Origin of the sequence: Corallibacter vietnamensis, from assembly GCF_039537875.1 — a bacterium.
Taxonomy (GTDB): domain Bacteria; phylum Bacteroidota; class Bacteroidia; order Flavobacteriales; family Flavobacteriaceae; genus Corallibacter; species Corallibacter vietnamensis.
The window spans coordinates 1-19,854 of sequence record NZ_BAABBI010000002.1 but is presented as its reverse complement, the minus strand read 5'-3'; the positions used below and the strand labels follow the sequence as shown (position 1 = coordinate 19,854).

Genomic DNA, 19,854 nt, shown 5'->3' with positions numbered 1-19,854 from the left:
TTATAGTTTGTGTTGTATAAATGGATAATCTTGTTGCTCGTAAACCGCATCGTACATAACATTCTTTTCTGGGAATGGAGATTCTTCAGCAAATTTTTCGCATTCGCTTACTAAATCTTTTACGCGCTTGTCAATAACTTTTATATCAGCTTCAGTTGCATATTTGTTTTCCAAGATAATGTCTTTTACTTGTGTAATAGGATCTATTTTCTTGTACTCTTCAACTTCTTCTTTTGTCCTGTAGTGTTGTGCATCAGACATTGAGTGTCCTCTGTAACGGTATGTTTTTAATTCTAAAAATGTTGGTCCATCACCACGTCTAGCTCTTTCAATAGCTTCATCAAAGGCTTCAGCAACTTTTACAGGATTCATACCATCTACAGGTCCGCAAGGCATTTCGTATCCTAAACCTAGTTTCCAGATATCTGTATGGTTTGCAGTACGCTCTACAGATGTTCCCATAGCATAACCATTGTTTTCACAAACAAATACTACTGGCAACTTCCATAACATTGCCAAGTTGAACGTTTCGTGAAGTGAACCTTGTCTTGCAGCACCATCACCAAAGCAGCAAAGTGTTACAGCATCGCTACCATGATATTTATCACCAAATGCAATACCAGCACCTAGAGGAATTTGACCACCTACAATACCATGACCACCATAAAAACGGTGTTCTTTAGAAAAAATATGCATTGAACCACCAAGACCCTGAGAGGTACCTGTTGCTTTACCATATAATTCTGCCATAACACGTTTTGGATCTACACCCATACCAATTGGTTGTACGTGATTACGATATGCGGTTATCATTTTATCTTTAGTCAAGTCCATAGCGTGTAGCGCTCCTGCTAACACAGCTTCTTGACCATTGTACAAGTGAAGAAATCCTCTTACTTTTTGTTGGATATAAACTGCAGCTAGTTTGTCTTCAAACTTTCTCCAGAATAACATGTCTTCATACCACTTAAGGTAAACTTCTTTTGTTACTTTTTGCATTTAACCTAATTTATAAAAGAAAATAATGCGTGTCATATAAAAAAACTGACACAAGCGAATAACAAAAGTAACACTTTACACATTAATGGAAAAACAGTAATTCGTAATTTTTTACCGAAAACGTTATAGAAACGATTTATCAAAAACTAATGGCAAAATATTTGCTAGAGAATTAGACTTTACAACCTTTCCTATTTCACCCATAAAATAGATTTCAATAGGTGTTTCTTGTTTAATTTCATATTCTGCAATTGCTTGTCTGCATGCACCACAAGGCGGAATTGGAGACATTGTTTGTTTTATTGTAGACCCTGCTATTATGGCCATTTTTACAATTTTAGCTTCTGGATATTTTGCACCTGCATAATAAATAGCTGTTCGCTCTGCGCAAAGTCCTGAAGGATATGATGCATTTTCTTGGTTACTACCTGTAATAATTTCACCATTATCTAACAATAAAGCAGCTCCTACGCTAAACTTTGAATACGGTGAATATGATTTTTGCCTAGCTTCTATAGCATGCTGCATTAATGAAGCTACTGATTTTGGTAGCTCATCAAAATTATCATAAACCGTTAATGTGGATTCTATTTTTACTTCTTTCATGTATTGTAAAATCTCATTTAGTAGATACTAAAGTTACTGATAGTATTTTAGACAAAAAAACTATTGCAAAAAGCAATAGTTTTAATGTATTTGAATAGTGTATTATTTATTAATATTCTGTGTAAGTGCCAGAACCTATATTAAAGGTTAAAGAGAAACGAAGTGTATTCTCTAATGGGTTTTGAACTTTTGATGCAGAAAACAAATATGATAAATCTATACCAACAACATTGTATTTAAAACCTGCACCTATAGCAAAATATTTTCTTGCCCCTTTTTCTTCTGCTTCATTAAAATAACCTGCTCTAAATGCAAAAGATTCTTGATACCTATACTCTGCTCCTAATGCCCAAGTAAACTCTTTAATCTCTTCGCTGAAACCACCTGGCGCATCACCAAAAGATTGAAACATCCCTTTAAAAAACCCTACATCACGAGACTTCCCATCAATTATATAATCAGGAACCTTACTTACAAAGGTATCTTCTCCTTCTTGATAACCTTCTTCTCCATTTACTTCTTCATACTCTATCAGTTCTCCTGTAACAGGCGGTGTTGGCACCAATAACTTTGTTACTTCGGCAGTTACTGCTACAGTATTATAATCGTCTAGGATAAAGTCAAAACCACCTCCTAAACGTAAGGTTGTAGGTTGAAAATTAGGAATTCCTCCATCTTCATACTCGAACTTTGGTCCTATATTTTGAATGGCAAACCCTAAACGTGTACGTCCGTTAAAACTGTTATAAGCTTCTTCTTCACTTTGGTAATATCCAGAGATATCAACACCAAAGGTGCTTGCTGCAGACGCATCAGGATTAATTGCATCAATTTTTAAATCAGACCGTAAAAATCGCATCGCTACAGACATTGCAAACTGCTCACTTAACTTTAGGGCATAAGACACGTCTACTGTTAACTCGTTAGGCTTTGCTATTCTTGGAATATCTTGTTCACTATAAAGCAACTCTATTTCTCCTAGAGAAAAATATTTAAAACTTGCTGCAAATGCACTTTTTTCACTTAATCTGTTATAGTACGTAACATATCCTAAAGAAATATCATTTACCAATTTAGTAAGATAAGGTGTATAGTTTACACTAAAGCCTTGCTTGGTTTCAGAAAACGCATATTTTGAAGAGTTCCATTGTTGTGAGTAAGCATCAACAGAAGTCGCTACACCCATATCTCCCATTGCAGCTGCTCTTGCATCGGTTGCGATAAGCATAAAAGGTACTCCTGTTGTAATAACTCTAGAGTCATTAATATCAGGCTTTATAGTAGTGAGTGTTTGTGCTTGTGTTTGAATGGCAAAAAAGCTTGCTAGTAAAATTAAAATCTGATTTTTCATGTGTGATTTTCATTATTTTAAAACAGTTGCATGGAACATCCAAATAATCATTCATTAGTATGCCTATTTTGTTAGACATGGATGTTTCATCTATTCTGTTTATTTTGACAAATATAAATTATTATTATAGTATAACAAGTTTCTCTATTTTTTCGGCACGTTTATTCGTTGTACTGGAAACTACAGTAAGTTTATAGATATAAACACCTTTTCCTATGCGGTCTCCAAAATCATCGCGTCCATCCCAAATGATATCTCTTGAAAGTGTTGAACCTCCTTGATTACAGCATTGGGCTGTATTGGTTTGTCCTGTAAGTGTTTTTACCAATTTACCTGATACTGTAAATATTTGTACCGTAACGTTTAATGGTTCAGGACTATTGTGATTAAACCAAAATTCTGTATAATTTACAAACGGATTAGGGTAATTAAGCACGTGATCTATAACGAGACCTTGATCTTTATCGTATACTACAAATTGTATTTCTGATGTTGATGAGTTATTATATACATCCCAAGCTTTTACAGTTAATGTATGAAGTCCTGGAGACAAGTCTCTAAATGGGTATGTGAGACTTCCTTTTTGATAAACATCAAGATCTGTTTGGTAATAATCGTTAAGGACGTATTGGTTTGTCTCATCTCCATCTATAATAGCTACAATATCATGACCAATACCACTAGCGGTATTTATACCGTTTTCATCTTCAAGTTTAACAAGTAAGCTTGGTGATTCATTTGTGATACCTCCAGAAACAAAACTTTCATCATTCATAAAAAGGTTTATTAATGGGCCTTGATTATCTTCTGGCGCATTTTCATTTAAACCACCTATTCTTAATTCAGTAACATTTGCGCCTGTATGATCTTGAAAAGTTTCTCCATTTTTTGCATAAAAACTTGCTTTGCCTAGTCCTACAGGAATACCAATATCTCTAGGCACTATAAAATCGAATTCAAACTGTCCGTTTGTTACGGTTGCTTGTCCTCTAAATATAATTGAACCTAGTGTTTCAAAATCCATAATTATAAGCTGATTCCCTTCTCTAACTCTATCATTGGCTAATGTTTGTCGTTCTACATTTTTATCATAAATTGTTGCAGAAAGCTCTCCATTATAATTTGAAAGCACATTTCCTGACAAATCTGTAACTTCCCCTGCTAGCTTTGCATGACTTAATGCTTGTAACACATCAGAATTACTTCCGATAGGGTTATCATTAATGTGTGTTAATCGTATTTGGGGTTCTGGAAACGCTAATTTCATTGCTGGATCTCCAATAAAAAACACTAATCGTCTTTGGCTTATACCTGAAATTTGAGGATCAACTTTTGTTAACCTTAAAGCTTCTGCCATTGTTGGATATTCGTAATCGTCATAATCATCATTATCACTAAAAGAAAACAAGTATTCATCTAATGTGGTATTAAATGAAATACCAACATTAACGAAAATCTGTCTCGTCGTTGTAATTAGTCCGATTGCTCCGCCATTTTTATTCCAATAAATAAATTCTCCTGCTGTTGGCCTGAACGGATTATCAAACCTGGTATACTCACAGGTAACTGTTATAAAACAGGTCTGCTTACAAACATTATTAAGATTTTCTCCTTCAGACTTATCAAAAATACGTTCTTGAGCTAGACCATCTTCACCACCATGCCCAAAGTAATTTACGACCAATGCGCCATTTTCAATAGCGTTTATAACAGCTGTATTTACTGTAGGATATCTTTGTCCTCCTGCAGTTGACTCTTGTTGAAAAGCATCTGCGTGAATTTTAATTGCATTAATAAAAGGTTTTTCTGTTGATACTTCATCTGCAATATGATCTGTAGTTTCCTGTAAAACGCGCTCCCATTCTTCATCAATATCATCAGATATTACAACAAAATTATTTCGCCAATTACCGTAAGAAGCCTGACTGTAGTAGTTTTCTATTTTTGCTAACAACTCATTTGCTTGTTGTGGAGAAGCTGCAAGAATTCTACCTACAGCAATATCTAATTTATCTGCCGTATGCATACTTCCTTCATTACTATCCATCATACCAAAAAAATCGTCTGAAATAAATGAACTTGTTAAATTAAAACTCTCATAGGCATGCCATGACGGGACTATATTGGTATTATTTTGGATTCTATCTTTATAATCAAATGAAGCATCTCCAAACATACACAAATACTTCAACTTGTTTTCTGGTGAGCTTGCATTATCATATACATATTTCACAAAGTTTCTAATAGCTCCAACATCTTGATTACCCGAACTGAATTCTAGGTAAATTTGATCTAGTGTAACAACCTTTACAGTTAATCCATTATTCACTCTATTTATTTGTGCTAAACGTTCTGCTTGATTATATAATAATGCAGGTGTAATTATTAAGTAATCTATATCTTGAAACTGTCCTTGTTCATTTTGAAAAATGGTCCCTTTAAGATTTTGATTAAACACAAAAGGATTTGGAGCTAATAATGGTTGGTAATAATTTAAAGGTGTTACGGCTACATACTTTTTTAACGAACCAAGTGTTGATTTAAAACTAATATTAGCGCTAGCATTTGAATTAACATATGTTGTAACATTGTATATATCTGTAATATTCCATACTTCTGAAACTTGTGATGCATTAGTCATATTATACTCACCTATTCCAGATGTTTGTGCTACTGATTTATTATAAAACTTAAATTGTGTTCCAGGAAAATTCAAAGCTCTTGTTGCTTCTAAAGCAATATAGTCTATATAACCTGAAGCAGATGGATTACTGGAATTATCAAAATTATAATTTACTGATACCATTCCTGAATTTACTGTTACATTATCTGTAAAACTAGCTTCCGTAGCAAAGTTACTATCTGATACTTCTGGAATAACTAAATTTGCTACATCTGTACCATTTATTTTTACCTGCATACTTGTAGGAGCTTCAGAGGCTGATGCAACTATTGTTTTGAATTTCACTGGTTCTGAAGTCACTAAATCAGGAAAAACAAAATCAAATGTTTTATTTGTTTCTACATCAAAACGATCACCAAACCACCTACGACCTACGTTAACCAAATTATACTCATCTAATTCATGGTATTGATAGTCATGAAATGTATTGATGGTTATATCAGGGTTTCCAGATGGCTGTAAAAAAGGTTGTATTCGCTTTCCATTTCCGGGGCTTATATTAATGTAATAATATGATGTATCAGTGTAAGGATTTATATGAGTGTTTATAGTTGTATCATCAATATCTCCTTCTGGTCCTTGTGCATAAAATAGAATATAATCAAACTCATGAAAAAAGCCGTCTTCTTCACCAACAACACGAATAGCGTTTTCTTGTAAATCTATTGGGTATGGTTCTGAATTAGCATACGGTATCATTTTACCACCATTTCCATAAAGCTTTATTGTTCTCGGATCAATGGTATTAATATTAATACCCATTTGCTGTAAAAATGCTTTTGAAATTTGGTGAACTCCTGATTTGTTTACATAAAACCTAAACCATTGACCAGTTTCAAGAACAGAATTTATTATAGCATTACTAGAAAAAGAATTATTTCTTGATGCAACATTTCCATTAGCATAATTTATAGTAAATGCTGTTATTTTTTTAAAAACGCCGTTTTGTTTTACAATAGGTGAAATTGAAAAAAAAGCAGAACGCTTATTCCTAGCAACAGCATTTTTTAATTCATATGTTAACGTATTAGGAATGTTATTGATGTTAAGCCCTTTTAGTTCATTTCTAGAAATGTTCTGATAAGAAACATTAGTAACGCTAACTGATTGTTCATTTAAAGCTTGTGCTACATCCCACTGTTCTATAAATTGTAAACCCTTATCTAGACTATAATTAAAGTTTTTATCATTAAAAGCAGGAACCTCTAAAGAAAAGGTTTCATTAGAGAGAGTTTTGGTGCCAGTCCATTGTATTTCAAAACGTTTTTGTTGAGAAAAACAAAACATAGTGAGGAAAAGCAAAAATGCAAATAGTAAAGATTTCTTTTTCATTGTTTACAATAACGCTAATTTTTGTAGGTTATTACTATAAAATATTTTTTTTTAAAAAAACGTTTCAAATTTACAATAATAAAATAAAAAACCGCACGTTATTAAGCTACAATAAGGGAGTTGAAAATTTAAAAAAACATCGATGTAACGCACAATAAATAGGATGAAATACATTTTTTTCTTGTTTAAAATTTAAAAAATTGCTTGTATTATAACCGATAATTCTTATATTGCGGCTCCAAAATATAAATGGCTTACCTAATTAAGTATAGATATGAAAAAAACAACAGCATTTAAGGTATTGTTAGTGTTAGCAATATCAATAACTATCACTAGTTGTAAAAGATCTTCTAGCTCAAACAGTTCTAGAGCAACAGGTTGGGATATAAACTCTAAAGATGGAGGTTTTCAGTACAATACAAAATTTCAAGAGCAAGAAACAGCTCCTGGATTAGTTTTTGTAGAAGGTGGTACTTTTACAATGGGACAAGTTCAAGACGATGTAATGCATGATTGGAACAACACACCAAACCAACAACACGTTATGTCTTTTTATATGGATGAGACAGAAGTTACCAATAAAATGTATACTGAATATTTAGATTGGATTAAACGCATTTATCCTCCAACAGACGAAAACTTTAAAGCTATTTATGACGGTGCATTACCAGATACTTTAGTTTGGAGAAATAGATTAGGTTATAACGAAGTAATGACTGAAAACTATTTACGCCACCCTGCTTATGGAGAATATCCAGTTGTAGGTGTTAGTTGGATTCAAGCGGTTGAATTTGCAAACTGGAGATCTGATCGTGTAAACGAAATGTATTTAGAAAATGCTGGGTACATTGCAAGAGATGCAAAAATTACTAGTGTAGAAGCTGGGCAAACATTCAATACAGACACTTACATCAACGCTCCTAAAGAAGTTTATGGAGGGAATGACAGTTTAACAAACCCACAAAACACTAGAAGAAGACCACAAACAACAGCTTCTGGAGACACTATTAATGTATATGCAGGAAGAGAAACTGGTATTATCTCTCCAAAATATAGACTACCAACAGAAGCAGAATGGGAATATGCAGCTTTAGGGTTAACAGAAGTTAGAAGTTATAACATATATAGAGGAAGAAAAAAATATCCATGGGATGGTCAATATACACGATCTGGAAGACGTAAAATAAAAGGTGATCAATTGGCTAATTTCAAGCAAGGTAAAGGTGATTATGGAGGTATCGCAGGATGGTCTGATGACAATGCCGATATTACAAACAAAGTAAAATCATATCAACCAAACGATTTTGGCTTATACGATATGGCTGGAAACGTTGCTGAATGGGTTGCTGATGTATACCGACCAATTGTTGATGATGAATTTAATGATTTTAACTACTACCGTGGGAACGTATATACTAAAAATGCAATCAATGAAGATGGCACTGTAAAATTAGTAACAACAGATGATATTGTTTATGATACATTACCAAACGGAAAAGTAGTTGCAAGAAACCTTCCAGGAGAAATCTTACAAGTAGCAGTAGACGAAAACGAAACGTACTTAAGATCTAACTTCGATAAAAGTGACAATAGAAACTTTAGAGATGGCGATAAGCGTTCTTCTCGTTACTACAGAGATAGTTTTAACGAAGATGAATTTGGGGAAGACGGTGATAAAAATTCAATGACAAGTAAAATGTACAACTCTCCAAAGCACCATGTAGAATCTGATTCTTCAGGACAATTGATTAGAGAATATGACAAGTCTGACAAAAGAACATCTTTAATCAACGATGAAGTTCGTGTTTACAAAGGAGGCTCTTGGAAAGATAGAGAGTACTGGTTAGACCCTGCTCAACGTCGTTACTTCCCTCAAGATATGGCTACAGACTACATTGGGTTTAGATGCGCAATGTCTAGAGTTGGATCAAAATCTAAAGGAAGAAATAAGAGTAAAAACTAATTTCACTTAACAATATTTAAAAAAGTCCTGATAATTATCAGGACTTTTTTTTTACATTTATTTTATGAAAATTGAAGAAATATATCAGCTATATTTAAATAGCAACAACGTATCTACTGATACTAGAACCATTGAACCTAATGATATCTATTTTGCATTAAAAGGAGATAATTTTGACGGAAATAAATTTTGTAAACAAGCTTTAGAAAAAGGAGCTAAATACTGTATTGTAGATAACAAAGAAGGTTTACTAAACGATCATTGCATATTAGTAAGTAATACATTAGATACATTACAAAAACTGGCTACTCACCATAGGATAACACTAAATATTCCTATAGTAGCTCTAACAGGAAGCAATGGTAAAACTACCACTAAAGAGCTAATAAACGAAGTCTTGTCACAAGAATATCAAACCAGTGCAACAAAAGGCAACCTTAATAATCACATAGGAGTACCTTTAACGCTATTAAAGATGACAAGCGCAACAGAAATAGGTATCGTTGAAATGGGTGCAAACCATGCTAATGAAATTGCTTTTTTATGCAATATAGCTTTACCAGATTATGGTGTTATCACAAATTTTGGAAAAGCCCATCTAGAAGGTTTTGGTAGTATTGAAGGTGTTATAAAAGCTAAATCTGAACTATACAATCACCTAAAAGAAAACAATAAAACAATTTTTATAAATACTGATGATTTAGTTCAAATAACTCAAACAAAAGGCTATAATAACATTGTTTCTTTTAACAATGAAACCATTTCTTTTTTAGAATGCCAACCTTATGTATCTGTCTCATATCAAAATACTAAAATAGACTCTAAACTTACCGGAAAATATAATTATACAAACATTGCCATTGCTATTGCTATAGGTAATCATTTCAAAGTATCTCTAAACAATATAAAACACGCAATAGAAAATTATACACCAAGTAACAACAGATCTCAACTTATTAAAAAAGGAGATAATACCATTTTATTAGATGCTTATAATGCAAATCCAACAAGCATGAAAGCAGCTCTTGAAAATTTTCATCAGATAAAACATGAAAACAAAATTCTTTTTTTAGGAGATATGTTTGAACTAGGAAAAGACTCTGATTTTGAACACCAAGCAATCATAAGTTATTTAGATAACAATTCATTTGCCGAAGTATTTTTAACAGGTAAAAATTTTCACAAAACATCTCATACAGATAAGAGTATAAACACATTTGATAGTTTTGAATCATTAAAAGTGTTTTTGGAAACTAAAAAGTTTAACAACGCTTATATTTTAATAAAAGGCTCTCGAGGCATGGCACTTGAGCGTATTATAGACTTGATATAATTAAAAAAGCCTAAAGTAAATAAATACTTTAGGCTATGGCCTTTTTATAATTCCCTACAAATTAATTAATAGCAGTGTAAAATTCTGAATCTTTTTAAGTATACGCAATACTCAAATTGAGTATTTTTTATATTAAATGTCTATTCAGTTTTAACATACCTACTAACTCCCCTGTTGAGTTTAAATTTAATTTCTTTAAAATATTTCGTCTGTGGGTATCAACAGTATTAGGGCTAATGTTTAATTTATCTCCTATTTCTTTACTAGAATAGCTTAACACCAAAAGTCTAATTATGTCCCTTTCTCTATTACTAACAGTATTTGCTAGTAGTTTTTGTGAAAAATTATTAAAGTATAATGTTTCATACTCATTATTATCATTTAAGAATTTTGCTGTTGCAGTAACCTGAAGTTTAATTTTAGGATCTAATACTGTATAGTGCGCCAGCCCAATAATGGGTTTCATTGCACTATCAAACTCTAAAGGAGTAGTATTTTGTATAATATTTACATACTCATCATTTCCATTTTTAAACCTATAATTCCAAGTATAGCTCATCTTCTTTCTAACGGTTTCAGGAATCTCTCTCAAAGTAAACTCCATTAACGCGTTTAAAGCCGCTAACCACTGTTCTACATCTTCTGGATGTATTCTACTCCAAAAGTATCTCATAGCGTCTTGTTTTAGCTTTTCTATATCGAGACCTACACAAGGGTACATATTCTTACTTATATATTCAAAAGTTAGGTCTTGAGTATTGGTAATACAAAAAAACGTTGAGCTATGAGGAAGGTATGTATCTAGTTCAATAATCTTCTCTATATGTTTTTCTAAAGATGGATTATCATAAGACTTAAAAATGTCTTTATAAAGGCTCCTAATTTTATTTGCAATCATAAACTAAAGATAGTTCTTACAAATTTAGCACAAAAAAAAACTCTAAAGAAAATCTTTAGAGTTTTAATTTCTGTGGGCGCGAAGGGATTCGAACCCCTGACCCCTTGGGTGTAAACCAAGTGCTCTGAACCAACTGAGCTACGCGCCCTTGTTATTTGGACTGCAAATATAGAGCACTTTTTGATATCTCAAAACTTTTTTTGAAAAAAAATTCAAAAAATTTCTGCTACTACAAAAGTACTGCCTCCAATGAATATTAAGTCATCATCATTTGCTGTTTCTTTTGCCGTTTTTACAGCCTCATTTACACTACTATAGCTTTTTCCTATATAGCCTTCTGACAAAAATATGCTTTGTAATTTTTTTTCATCAAATCCTCTTGGAACATTAGGCTTACAAAAATAATATGTCGCTTTTTTTGGAAAAAGTGACAAAATTGAAGTGACATCTTTATCATTTACTACGCCAAATACTATATGTAAACTTTTATGAGGTTCTTTTTTTATTTGAGAAAACACATACGTTAAGCCTTCTTTATTATGAGCTGTGTCACAAATTACTTTTGGAGTGTTTTGAATAACTTGCCATCTTCCTTGCAATCCTGTGTTTTTTACTACATTATTTAGTCCTTTTATGATAGAGGATTTTGAAATGCTGTAATGTTCAACACCATTTAGAATTTTTAGTGTTTGTAATACAGTTTTAATATTATTCTGTTGGTAGCTTCCTTTTAAATCGCTTTCATAAGTTTTTTTTATTAATTGGTCTGCAAAATAAATAGAACTATCATTCTGTTTTGCAATACCTTTAAAAACAGGAGTCGTTTCTTCTTGTGTCTCACCAATAACAACTGGAACTTGAGGTTTTATAATACCTGCCTTTTCTCTAGCAATTTCTTTTAACGTGTTCCCTAAAAACAGCGTGTGATCTAAACCAATATTAGTAATCACTGAAACTTTAGGTGTTATTATGTTTGTAGAATCCAATCTGCCACCTAAACCAACTTCTATAACAGCTATATCAACGTTTTGTTTTTTAAAAAACTCAAAAGCCATCCCAGAAGTCATTTCAAAAAAAGATAGTTTATTAGCTTCTAAAAACGTTTTATTTCGTTTGATAAAACCTATAACAAATGCTTTACTAACTAAACGACCATTAACTTTGATACGTTCACGAAAGTCTTTTAAATGTGGTGATGTAAATAATCCTACTTTGAAGCCTGTTTCTTGTAAAACAGAAGCCAACATATGACTTGTAGAGCCTTTTCCGTTAGTTCCTGCTACATGAATTGCATGTAGAGATTTTTCAGGATTCTTTAAATGTTTTGCAAGGCGAATAGTGTTTTCTAAATCTGCTTTATAAGCTATTTTACCTTGTCTTTGATACATTGGTAGCCTAGAAAACATCCAATCAATAGTATCTTGATATGTCATGACTACTGCCCTAAATTGAAGTTTACTTTTACAAAACCTACCTGTTTTGTTGGTGCATTACTATCAGCTCTCCACTTATGAGATAGTGCGATTTTTTTTGCTGGTTCTAAAAGGCATTGTGCTGTGTTTGTTGTTCCTTTTACACCTGGAATTGCCTCTATTACATTACCGTTTCTATTTACTATAATTTTTACAATTACCAATCCAGACTCATTACAATCTTGTTTCAACTTATTGTAAGTAGCTTTTCCTCTGCCATTAAGTCCATAACCTACGCCTCCACTACCACTACCTGGGCCACCAAAATAGCTAGGAGCATAAGGGTCTCCGTTAAGTTGTCCTTTATCTCCTGCTTGGTTATCATCGCCCTCGCTTCCAGATTCAGTACCATTAGACTTGCTTACTCCGCCTATTAAAGCATCCAGTTTTTTCTTTTTGGCTTCTTGTTCGGCTTTTTCTTTTGCAATTCTTTCTGCTTCAGCTTTTGCCTTGGCGTCTGCCTCTGCTTTAGCTTTTGCTTCTGCTTCGGCCTTTGCTTTTGCTTGAGCTTCTTTTTGTTTTTTTATGGCAATGGCTTCTTCGTTTGTTTGAGTTAAAACATCTTCAGCTTTAGTTTTTTCTGCTGAAGCAGCTTCTGGTTGACTCTCTTGAGGTTGAGGCACTGCCTCTTGAGGAGGCTTTGGAATTTCTCTTGGCTCTGATTTTACAGGTTTTGTTGGCTGTATATTACCAGAACCCACACTTGAGTTTCCAAAGTTGACAGCAACACCATATTCCTCCGGAGGATCCATATAAGGCGGACCTACCACAAACAATAACAGTAGAATAATCAACACTAAAAGTGCTGTTATTTTTGCTGAATTACGTTCGTGTTTGGTCTTTAAATACCTCATGTTTATTGGGGTTTTACAGCAAGAATTACTTTAAATTTATTTCTATTTGCAATATCCATTACTTTTACCACATTGTCTACAGGAACAGATTTTTCTGCTCTTAAAACTATAGTTGGTTTATCTTGACTTGATAAAGCCGTAAGTAATTCATTTTCTAAAACACTTTCTCCTACAAGTTTTTGATCTATATAATACCTTAAATCTTTAGTTATACTAACAGCTACAGATTTTTTGTTTTCGGTTTTTCCGCTAGCTTTTGGTAATAAAATGTCTATTGCGCTTGTTGTTACCAAGGTTGATGCTAGCATAAAAAATATTAATAACAAAAAAACAATATCTGTCATTGATGACATATTGAATTCTGGTGTTACTTTATTTCTTCCTCTAATATTCATTAAATAGGCTCGTTTAAATGATCTAAAAATTCTAAAGAATTTGCTTCCATTTGATAAACCACTTTGTCTGTTTTTACTACGAGATGATTATAAGCAATATAGCCTACAATACCAACTATAAGTCCTGCTACTGTTGTTGTCATGGCTGTATACAAACCATCTGCTAGAAGTTTAATATCTATTTGACCTCCAGAATTTGCAATTTCAAAAATAGATAAAATCATACCTATAACTGTACCTAAAAAACCAATCATAGGAGCTGCTCCTGATATTGTTGCTAATACACTAACATTTTTTTCTAAACCATAAACTTCTAATCTTCCTGCATTTTCTATTGCAGTATTTATATCTTCTAATGGTTTTCCTATTCTAGTAATACCTTTATTTATCAATCTAGATACAGGCGTATTTACTTGAGCGCATAGCATTTGAGCTGAATCAATTTTTCCATTACTTACATGGTCTTTTATTTGATTCATAAAATTGGCATCTATTTTAGAAGCTGCTTTAATTGCAAACAGTCTTTCAAAATAAATATAACTAGCTACAACTAGTAATATAAATAATATACCTATAATGATTTGACCTGCTACTCCGCCACTACTAATTAATTCTATAATAGATAGGGTTTTTTCTACAGGCTCTTCTTCATTAAGCAATTCTGCGCCATCTTGTATTAAAGTATTTATCATTTACTATCTTTTATTTTATTGAATAACGTTATTTTTTGCTACAAATTACATTCCTTATTAAGGAATTAAGGTTCTTGTTACCATAAATGCAGCTGCACCTACTAGGAAACCTAACAAGGCTAACCAAGAGATTTTTTTAAGGTACCAGAAAAAGTTGATTTTCTCCATTCCCATTGCTACCACTCCTGCAGCAGAACCAATGATTAACATACTTCCACCTGTTCCTGCTGAATATGCTATAAAATGCCATAACTCATTATCAATTGGTTGAGAAAACATTCCTAAACTAGCTGCTACTAACGGTACATTATCTATGACTGCAGAACCTACTCCTAATAATAATACAACAACGTCAGAAACACCTTCATGATGTAACTCTGTACCTAGCATAGGCATATTATCTTGTAAGGATTGAGCAAAACCAAATAAAATTCCTAATGACTCTAATGCAGCAACAGCCATTAATATACCTAAAAAGAATAAAATACTTGGCATTTCTATTTTAGATAGTGAATGATGTACCGGACTATGATGTCCTTCAGAATCTCCTCCTTGGTGCTCAGCATGAGTCAGTGTAAATTTAGAACTACTATAAATTTCAGCAAATACAGCTACAACTCCTAATGCCAACATCATACCAACGTATGGAGGTAAGTGAGTAACTGTTTTAAATATTGGTACAGAAACAATACCTCCTAATCCTAAATAAAGCATAGTTGCACTAAATCTACTTTTAGGTTTTTCATCTTGTTCCTCATTGTTTTTTAATTGCCCCTTGAATGCCGGTAAAAATGATGCTATAAATGTTGGTACAAGCATACATAATAATGACGGTATAAATAAGTAAACAAATAGATGTCCTGTAGTTACTTTTTTACCTATCCATAACATTGTTGTTGTAACATCTCCGATAGGAGACCAAGCACCTCCTGCATTTGCGGCAATGATAATAAGACCTGCATACCAAATACGTACATCTTTATCATGGATTAGTTTTTGTAATATAGAAATAAGGACTATAGTTGCTGTTAAGTTATCAATTATAGCTGACAAGAAAAATGCTAGAAAAGCAAATATCCACAGAATACGTTTTTTACTTTTTGTTTTTACAAAGCTTTTTATAGTTGAGAATCCATCAAAATAATCAATGATTTCAACGATGGTCATTGCTCCTAATAAAAACACTAAAATTTCAGCAGTTTTACCTAAATGATGAAGTAAAGTTTCCTCCATAAGATGTAACTTCTCTTCATGACCTAACAATCCGAAATTGTCTAATAAAGCATGTTCAGCTGAATTAAACCATTGTGTAAAACTGTCCAGACCTAAAGCTATTAACGCCCAACATATGGCCATCATAACCAATGCCGGTATAAGTTTATCAATTTTTAAATTATGCTCTAGAGTAATGGCTAAATAACCTATTACGAATACTAAAATAATTGCTGTTTCCATAAGGTCTCTATATAAGTTGGCTTAATGCGATTTCAAATGCTGTCTCACTAATACCTGTTTGTGAATTATTTTGATTATATACGTTTTGTATGGCTTGCTTTATAATATTTGAAGTATCATTAAATATAGCTTCGTCTGTCATTTGTACACGACCTTCCATAAAATAAGCAAATACGCGAGCCATACCACAATTTGAAATAAAATCTGGAATTAAACTTACGCGTTTATCTGTATGTTCCATTATTGGCCCAAAAAATATTTCTTTGTCTGCAAAAGGAACATTTGCTCCACAAGATATAACTTCTAAACCACTATCAATCATTTGATCTATTTGACCTCTTGTTATTAATCTTGAGGCTGCACACGGCATAAAAATTTCAGTTTGTAAGCTCCATATTTTTTTATTCATTTCTTCAAAAGGAATGAGATTATCATGAACTAACGTGTTTCCTGTTTTGGCTAAAAACAGCTCTGTAATTTCATCAAAAGTAAACCCTTCTTCTTTAATCAATCCTCCAGCTATATCAATAATACCTACAATTTTCGCCCCCATTTGAGACAAATAAAAAGCTGCTGCAGCACCAACATTACCAAACCCTTGAACTATGGCTGTTTTCCCTTTTACAGAGCCTCCATATATGGTATAATACTGCTTTACGGCTTCAGCAACTCCAAAACCAGTAATCATATCTGCTATGGTATATTTCTTTTTTACATCTGGTGAGAAGTTTGGGTTTTCAATTACCTTGATAACACCTTGACGCAATTGGCCTATTCGGTTTATTTTATCAGCTTGTGTAGGTTTAAAATGTCCTTCAAAAACACCTTCTTGTGGGTGCCAAACACCACTTTCTTCTGTAATAGGAATAACCTCATGTATTTCATCTACATTTAGATCGCCTCCTGTTCCGTAATAACTTTTTAACAGAGGTGAAACCGCTTTATACCAACGTTCTAAAACACCTTTTTTTCTTGGGTCTTTAGGGTCAAAATTAATTCCTGATTTAGCACCTCCTATGGCTGGTCCTGATACGGTAAATTTTACTTCCATTGTTTTTGCAAGTGATAAAACCTCGTTCATGTCTAAACCTTTTCGCATTCTAGTTCCTCCTCCAGCTGCACCGCCTCTTAATGAGTTTATTACCGTCCAGCCTTCTGCTTCGGTTTCAGGATCTTTCCAATTAAATATAATTTCAGGCTCTTTAGCCTCATATTTGTGAAGTAATTCTTTCATTAGTTAGTGTTATTATATTGACAAATATAAAAAACTAAACACCCTTAAATATTAAATTTATAATAATTTTATATCCTATAAACAACACCTGAACTATGATTGAATTTAGCTCCAGTCACACTGGCTAGACTGTTAACTTCATTACGAAGTTTTAAAACACCTAAAAAACCAAAAATTATGGCTTCCTTAAATTCAATTATTGTGCTATTAGGAATACTAATTTTGTGTTTAGTTTTCTCTCTTATTTTACTTATTAAAAATGTGTTATAAGCACCTCCTCCTGTAATTAGAACAGAGGATTTTTTTGTTTTATTTATCTCTTTTGAAATTTGATCAGTAATATGTTCTATAAAAGTTCTTAAAATATCCTTCGTATCTATATTGTATTTATTAATGAGTGAAAATACATTTTCTTTAACCCATTCTAAACCTAGCGATTTAGGGTGACTCTTTTCATAAAACTTTAAACTATTAAGCTTACTTAATAATTCTTGATGTACATTTCCAGATTTAGCAATAGCTCCTTTATCATCAAAAAGCTCCCCTAATTGACTTACGTAATAATTTAAAACTATATTAACTGGGCAAATATCATATGCTATACGATTACCCGAAAACTCTGAAGATATATTAGCAAATCCTCCTAAATTTATACAATAATCATAATTAGAAAACAGTAATTTATCACCAACAGGAACTAATGGTGCTCCTTGACCTCCTAGCGTTACATCTTGGGTTCTAAAATCACATACTACTATTTTATTTAAGATTTTAGAAATTTCAGGTAAATTTCCTATTTGATAAGTTAAACCTAAATCTGGTTGATGCAAAGCTGTATGACCATGAGACGCAATAAAATCAACATCGACTAGATTATTATCTCTAATAAAAGTATTTATTTTATCAGCTAAAAAAACTGTGTAACTTTTATCAAGCACTTTAAGGTCTTTAATTGACATATCTGTCAAATTACTTAATTGTAGCTTCCATTTATCAGGATACACATAGGTTTCAGAATAACCTGTTGTAAACTCCCATATATCATTTAAAGTAAAAGTCACATAAACCAAATCAATACCATCTAATGAAGTACCAGACATCACTCCTATAACATTATAATGCTTCTTGATCATGTCTGTAAAAATAACAATAGTTGATTGAAAAAATACCATTAAACACCTATATTTGTAATCATTTTTTATCAATTCAATAATCATTATTTATGGATTTTACTCTTACAGAAGAACACCTTATGATTCGTGATGCCGCACGAGATTTTGCACAAACCGAATTACTTCCTGGTGTTATAGAACGCGATAATACACAAACTTTCCCAGACGAATTAGTTAGAAAAATGGGAGAACTTGGTTTCATGGGAATCATGGTAGACCCAAAACACGGAGGAAGTGGTATGGATGCCATCTCTTATGTACTTATTATGGAAGAACTTTCAAAAATAGATGCATCTGCTTCTGTAATGGTTTCAGTGAATAATTCTCTAGTTTGTTATGGCCTTGAGGCTTATGGAACTGAAGAACAAAAACAAAAATATTTAACCAAACTTGCTACTGGCGAATGCATTGGTGCTTTTTGTTTAAGTGAACCTGAAGCAGGTAGTGATGCCACTTCTCAAAAAACAACAGCTATAGATATGGGTGATCATTATGTAATTAATGGTACAAAAAACTGGATTACAAATGGCGGTAGAGCTGAAGTATATCTAGTAATTGCCCAAACTGATAGAGAAAAAGGCCATAGAGGCATTAATGCCTTTATTGTTGAAAAAGGAACTCCTGGTTTTGATATAGGCCCAAAAGAAGATAAGTTAGGAATTAGAGGCAGTGACACACATACACTTCAATTTAACGACGTTAAAGTTCCTAAAGAAAATAGAATTGGAGAAGACGGTTTTGGTTTTAAATTTGCAATGAAAACACTTTCTGGTGGTCGTATAGGCATTGCTGCTCAAGCACTTGGAATTGCATCTGGAGCTTATGAATTAGCATTAAAATATAGTAAAGAACGTAAAGCATTTGGTACTGAAATATCAAACCATCAAGCCATAGCTTTCAAACTTGCAGATATGGCTACAGAAGTAGAAGCAGCACGTATGTTAGTAATGAAAGCTGCTTGGGACAAAGACCAAGGTAATAATTATGACATGTCTAGTGCTATGGCAAAACTTTATGCCAGCAAGGTAGCTATGGAACAAAGTGTTGAAGCCGTTCAAATACACGGTGGAAACGGGTTTGTTAAAGAATATCATGTAGAGCGCCTTATGAGAGACGCAAAAATTACTCAAATTTATGAAGGAACTTCTGAAATTCAAAAAATTGTTATTTCAAGAGGTGTTTTAAAAGCATAAAACAAATAATTTAAAATAAAAAAGCCTGCCTTTTACGGTAGGCTTTTTTATTTTATTAAAGTTTATAACTTATTTGCTATGATAAATTATACCAGTATCATCTTCAGCGCAAGAATTTCTAGATTTAATAGTAAGGTCAACGCTATAGTTTTCATTATAATCTAAAATAGCGTTATAAAAGTCAAAGATATGTCTAAAGTGTTTACCTAAATTAGAATAAAA

Annotated in this window: 15 protein-coding genes and 1 tRNA gene; 3 read left to right on the top strand and 13 right to left on the bottom strand. The window is 32.6% G+C overall.

Annotated features, from left to right (window positions below; genetic code table 11):
• The 4 genes from pdhA to porU all read right to left on the bottom strand — a co-directional run bounded on the left by pdhA (position 1) and on the right by porU (position 6,971).
• Positions 1–999, bottom strand: a complete 999-nt coding sequence (pdhA, locus tag ABD690_RS08475) for a pyruvate dehydrogenase (acetyl-transferring) E1 component subunit alpha (protein ID WP_131508049.1) — start codon at positions 997–999, stop codon at positions 1–3.
• A 123-nt stretch (positions 1,000–1,122) separates the two neighbouring features.
• Positions 1,123–1,605, bottom strand: a complete 483-nt coding sequence (cdd, locus tag ABD690_RS08470) for a cytidine deaminase (protein ID WP_344729375.1) — start codon at positions 1,603–1,605, stop codon at positions 1,123–1,125.
• A gap of 109 nt (positions 1,606–1,714) precedes the next feature.
• Entirely contained in the window at positions 1,715–2,956 is a 1,242-nt protein-coding gene (gene porV, locus ABD690_RS08465) for a type IX secretion system outer membrane channel protein PorV (protein WP_344729373.1), read from the bottom strand.
• Positions 2,957–3,080: 124 nt separating this feature from the next.
• Positions 3,081–6,971, bottom strand: coding sequence for a type IX secretion system sortase PorU (porU, locus tag ABD690_RS08460; protein ID WP_344729371.1), 3,891 nt, complete (start codon positions 6,969–6,971; stop codon positions 3,081–3,083).
• Between the two features lie 274 nt (positions 6,972–7,245).
• Between porU and gldJ the strand changes: the two genes are divergently transcribed.
• Complete coding sequence (gldJ, locus tag ABD690_RS08455; protein WP_344729369.1) at positions 7,246–8,934, top strand: gliding motility lipoprotein GldJ; 1,689 nt, start codon at positions 7,246–7,248, stop codon at positions 8,932–8,934.
• A 64-nt stretch (positions 8,935–8,998) separates the two neighbouring features.
• Positions 8,999–10,267, top strand: a complete 1,269-nt coding sequence (locus tag ABD690_RS08450; RefSeq protein ID WP_344729367.1) for a UDP-N-acetylmuramoyl-tripeptide--D-alanyl-D-alanine ligase — start codon at positions 8,999–9,001, stop codon at positions 10,265–10,267.
• 127 nt (positions 10,268–10,394) lie between these two features.
• On the opposite strand, the gene ABD690_RS08445 is transcribed toward ABD690_RS08450, so the two are convergent.
• The 9 genes from ABD690_RS08445 to ABD690_RS08405 form a co-directional block, all read right to left on the bottom strand.
• Entirely contained in the window at positions 10,395–11,165 is a 771-nt protein-coding gene (locus tag ABD690_RS08445) for a response regulator transcription factor (RefSeq protein ID WP_344729365.1), read from the bottom strand.
• Positions 11,166–11,238: 73 nt separating this feature from the next.
• Positions 11,239–11,313 (bottom strand) — tRNA-Val (locus ABD690_RS08440).
• Between the two features lie 64 nt (positions 11,314–11,377).
• Positions 11,378–12,598, bottom strand: coding sequence for a bifunctional folylpolyglutamate synthase/dihydrofolate synthase (locus tag ABD690_RS08435; RefSeq protein WP_344729363.1), 1,221 nt, complete (start codon positions 12,596–12,598; stop codon positions 11,378–11,380).
• A 2-nt stretch (positions 12,599–12,600) separates the two neighbouring features.
• Positions 12,601–13,491: an energy transducer TonB gene (locus ABD690_RS08430; RefSeq protein ID WP_344729361.1), complete on the bottom strand. Its 891-nt coding sequence runs from the start codon at positions 13,489–13,491 to the stop codon at positions 12,601–12,603.
• A gap of 2 nt (positions 13,492–13,493) precedes the next feature.
• On the bottom strand, positions 13,494–13,886 hold the full coding sequence (locus ABD690_RS08425) for an ExbD/TolR family protein (protein WP_344729359.1): 393 nt from the start codon (positions 13,884–13,886) through the stop codon (positions 13,494–13,496).
• Positions 13,886–14,578 carry a MotA/TolQ/ExbB proton channel family protein gene (locus ABD690_RS08420; protein ID WP_344729357.1) on the bottom strand — a complete coding sequence of 231 codons (693 nt, stop codon included), beginning with the start codon at positions 14,576–14,578 and terminating at the stop codon, positions 13,886–13,888. The genes ABD690_RS08425 and ABD690_RS08420 overlap by 1 nt, the downstream gene beginning before the upstream one ends.
• Before the next feature lie 57 nt (positions 14,579–14,635).
• Positions 14,636–16,033 (bottom strand): sodium:proton antiporter NhaD, encoded by a 1,398-nt coding sequence (gene nhaD, locus ABD690_RS08415; protein ID WP_344729354.1) that lies wholly within the window; start codon positions 16,031–16,033, stop codon positions 14,636–14,638.
• A gap of 7 nt (positions 16,034–16,040) precedes the next feature.
• Positions 16,041–17,267: a Glu/Leu/Phe/Val dehydrogenase dimerization domain-containing protein gene (locus ABD690_RS08410; protein ID WP_344729352.1), complete on the bottom strand. Its 1,227-nt coding sequence runs from the start codon at positions 17,265–17,267 to the stop codon at positions 16,041–16,043.
• A 68-nt stretch (positions 17,268–17,335) separates the two neighbouring features.
• On the bottom strand, positions 17,336–18,439 hold the full coding sequence (locus ABD690_RS08405; RefSeq protein WP_344729351.1) for an anhydro-N-acetylmuramic acid kinase: 1,104 nt from the start codon (positions 18,437–18,439) through the stop codon (positions 17,336–17,338).
• Between the two features lie 50 nt (positions 18,440–18,489).
• Between ABD690_RS08405 and ABD690_RS08400 the strand changes: the two genes are divergently transcribed.
• Complete coding sequence (locus ABD690_RS08400) at positions 18,490–19,632, top strand: acyl-CoA dehydrogenase (protein ID WP_344729349.1); 1,143 nt, start codon at positions 18,490–18,492, stop codon at positions 19,630–19,632.
• The last annotated feature ends 222 nt before the right edge of the window (positions 19,633–19,854 follow it).

Coding starts and splice junctions, on each gene's coding strand:
- nhaD (WP_344729354.1), bottom strand. CDS start 16,033: ATGGAAACAGCAATTATTTTAGTATTCGTAATAGGTTATTTAGCCATT.
- pdhA (WP_131508049.1), bottom strand. CDS start 999: ATGCAAAAAGTAACAAAAGAAGTTTACCTTAAGTGGTATGAAGACATG.
- ABD690_RS08405 (WP_344729351.1), bottom strand. CDS start 18,439: ATGGTATTTTTTCAATCAACTATTGTTATTTTTACAGACATGATCAAG.
- porU (WP_344729371.1), bottom strand. CDS start 6,971: ATGAAAAAGAAATCTTTACTATTTGCATTTTTGCTTTTCCTCACTATG.
- ABD690_RS08430 (WP_344729361.1), bottom strand. CDS start 13,491: ATGAGGTATTTAAAGACCAAACACGAACGTAATTCAGCAAAAATAACA.
- ABD690_RS08410 (WP_344729352.1), bottom strand. CDS start 17,267: ATGAAAGAATTACTTCACAAATATGAGGCTAAAGAGCCTGAAATTATA.
- ABD690_RS08425 (WP_344729359.1), bottom strand. CDS start 13,886: ATGAATATTAGAGGAAGAAATAAAGTAACACCAGAATTCAATATGTCA.
- ABD690_RS08420 (WP_344729357.1), bottom strand. CDS start 14,578: ATGATAAATACTTTAATACAAGATGGCGCAGAATTGCTTAATGAAGAA.
- cdd (WP_344729375.1), bottom strand. CDS start 1,605: ATGAAAGAAGTAAAAATAGAATCCACATTAACGGTTTATGATAATTTT.
- gldJ (WP_344729369.1), top strand. CDS start 7,246: ATGAAAAAAACAACAGCATTTAAGGTATTGTTAGTGTTAGCAATATCA.
- ABD690_RS08435 (WP_344729363.1), bottom strand. CDS start 12,598: ATGACATATCAAGATACTATTGATTGGATGTTTTCTAGGCTACCAATG.
- ABD690_RS08445 (WP_344729365.1), bottom strand. CDS start 11,165: ATGATTGCAAATAAAATTAGGAGCCTTTATAAAGACATTTTTAAGTCT.
- ABD690_RS08450 (WP_344729367.1), top strand. CDS start 8,999: ATGAAAATTGAAGAAATATATCAGCTATATTTAAATAGCAACAACGTA.
- porV (WP_344729373.1), bottom strand. CDS start 2,956: ATGAAAAATCAGATTTTAATTTTACTAGCAAGCTTTTTTGCCATTCAA.
- ABD690_RS08400 (WP_344729349.1), top strand. CDS start 18,490: ATGGATTTTACTCTTACAGAAGAACACCTTATGATTCGTGATGCCGCA.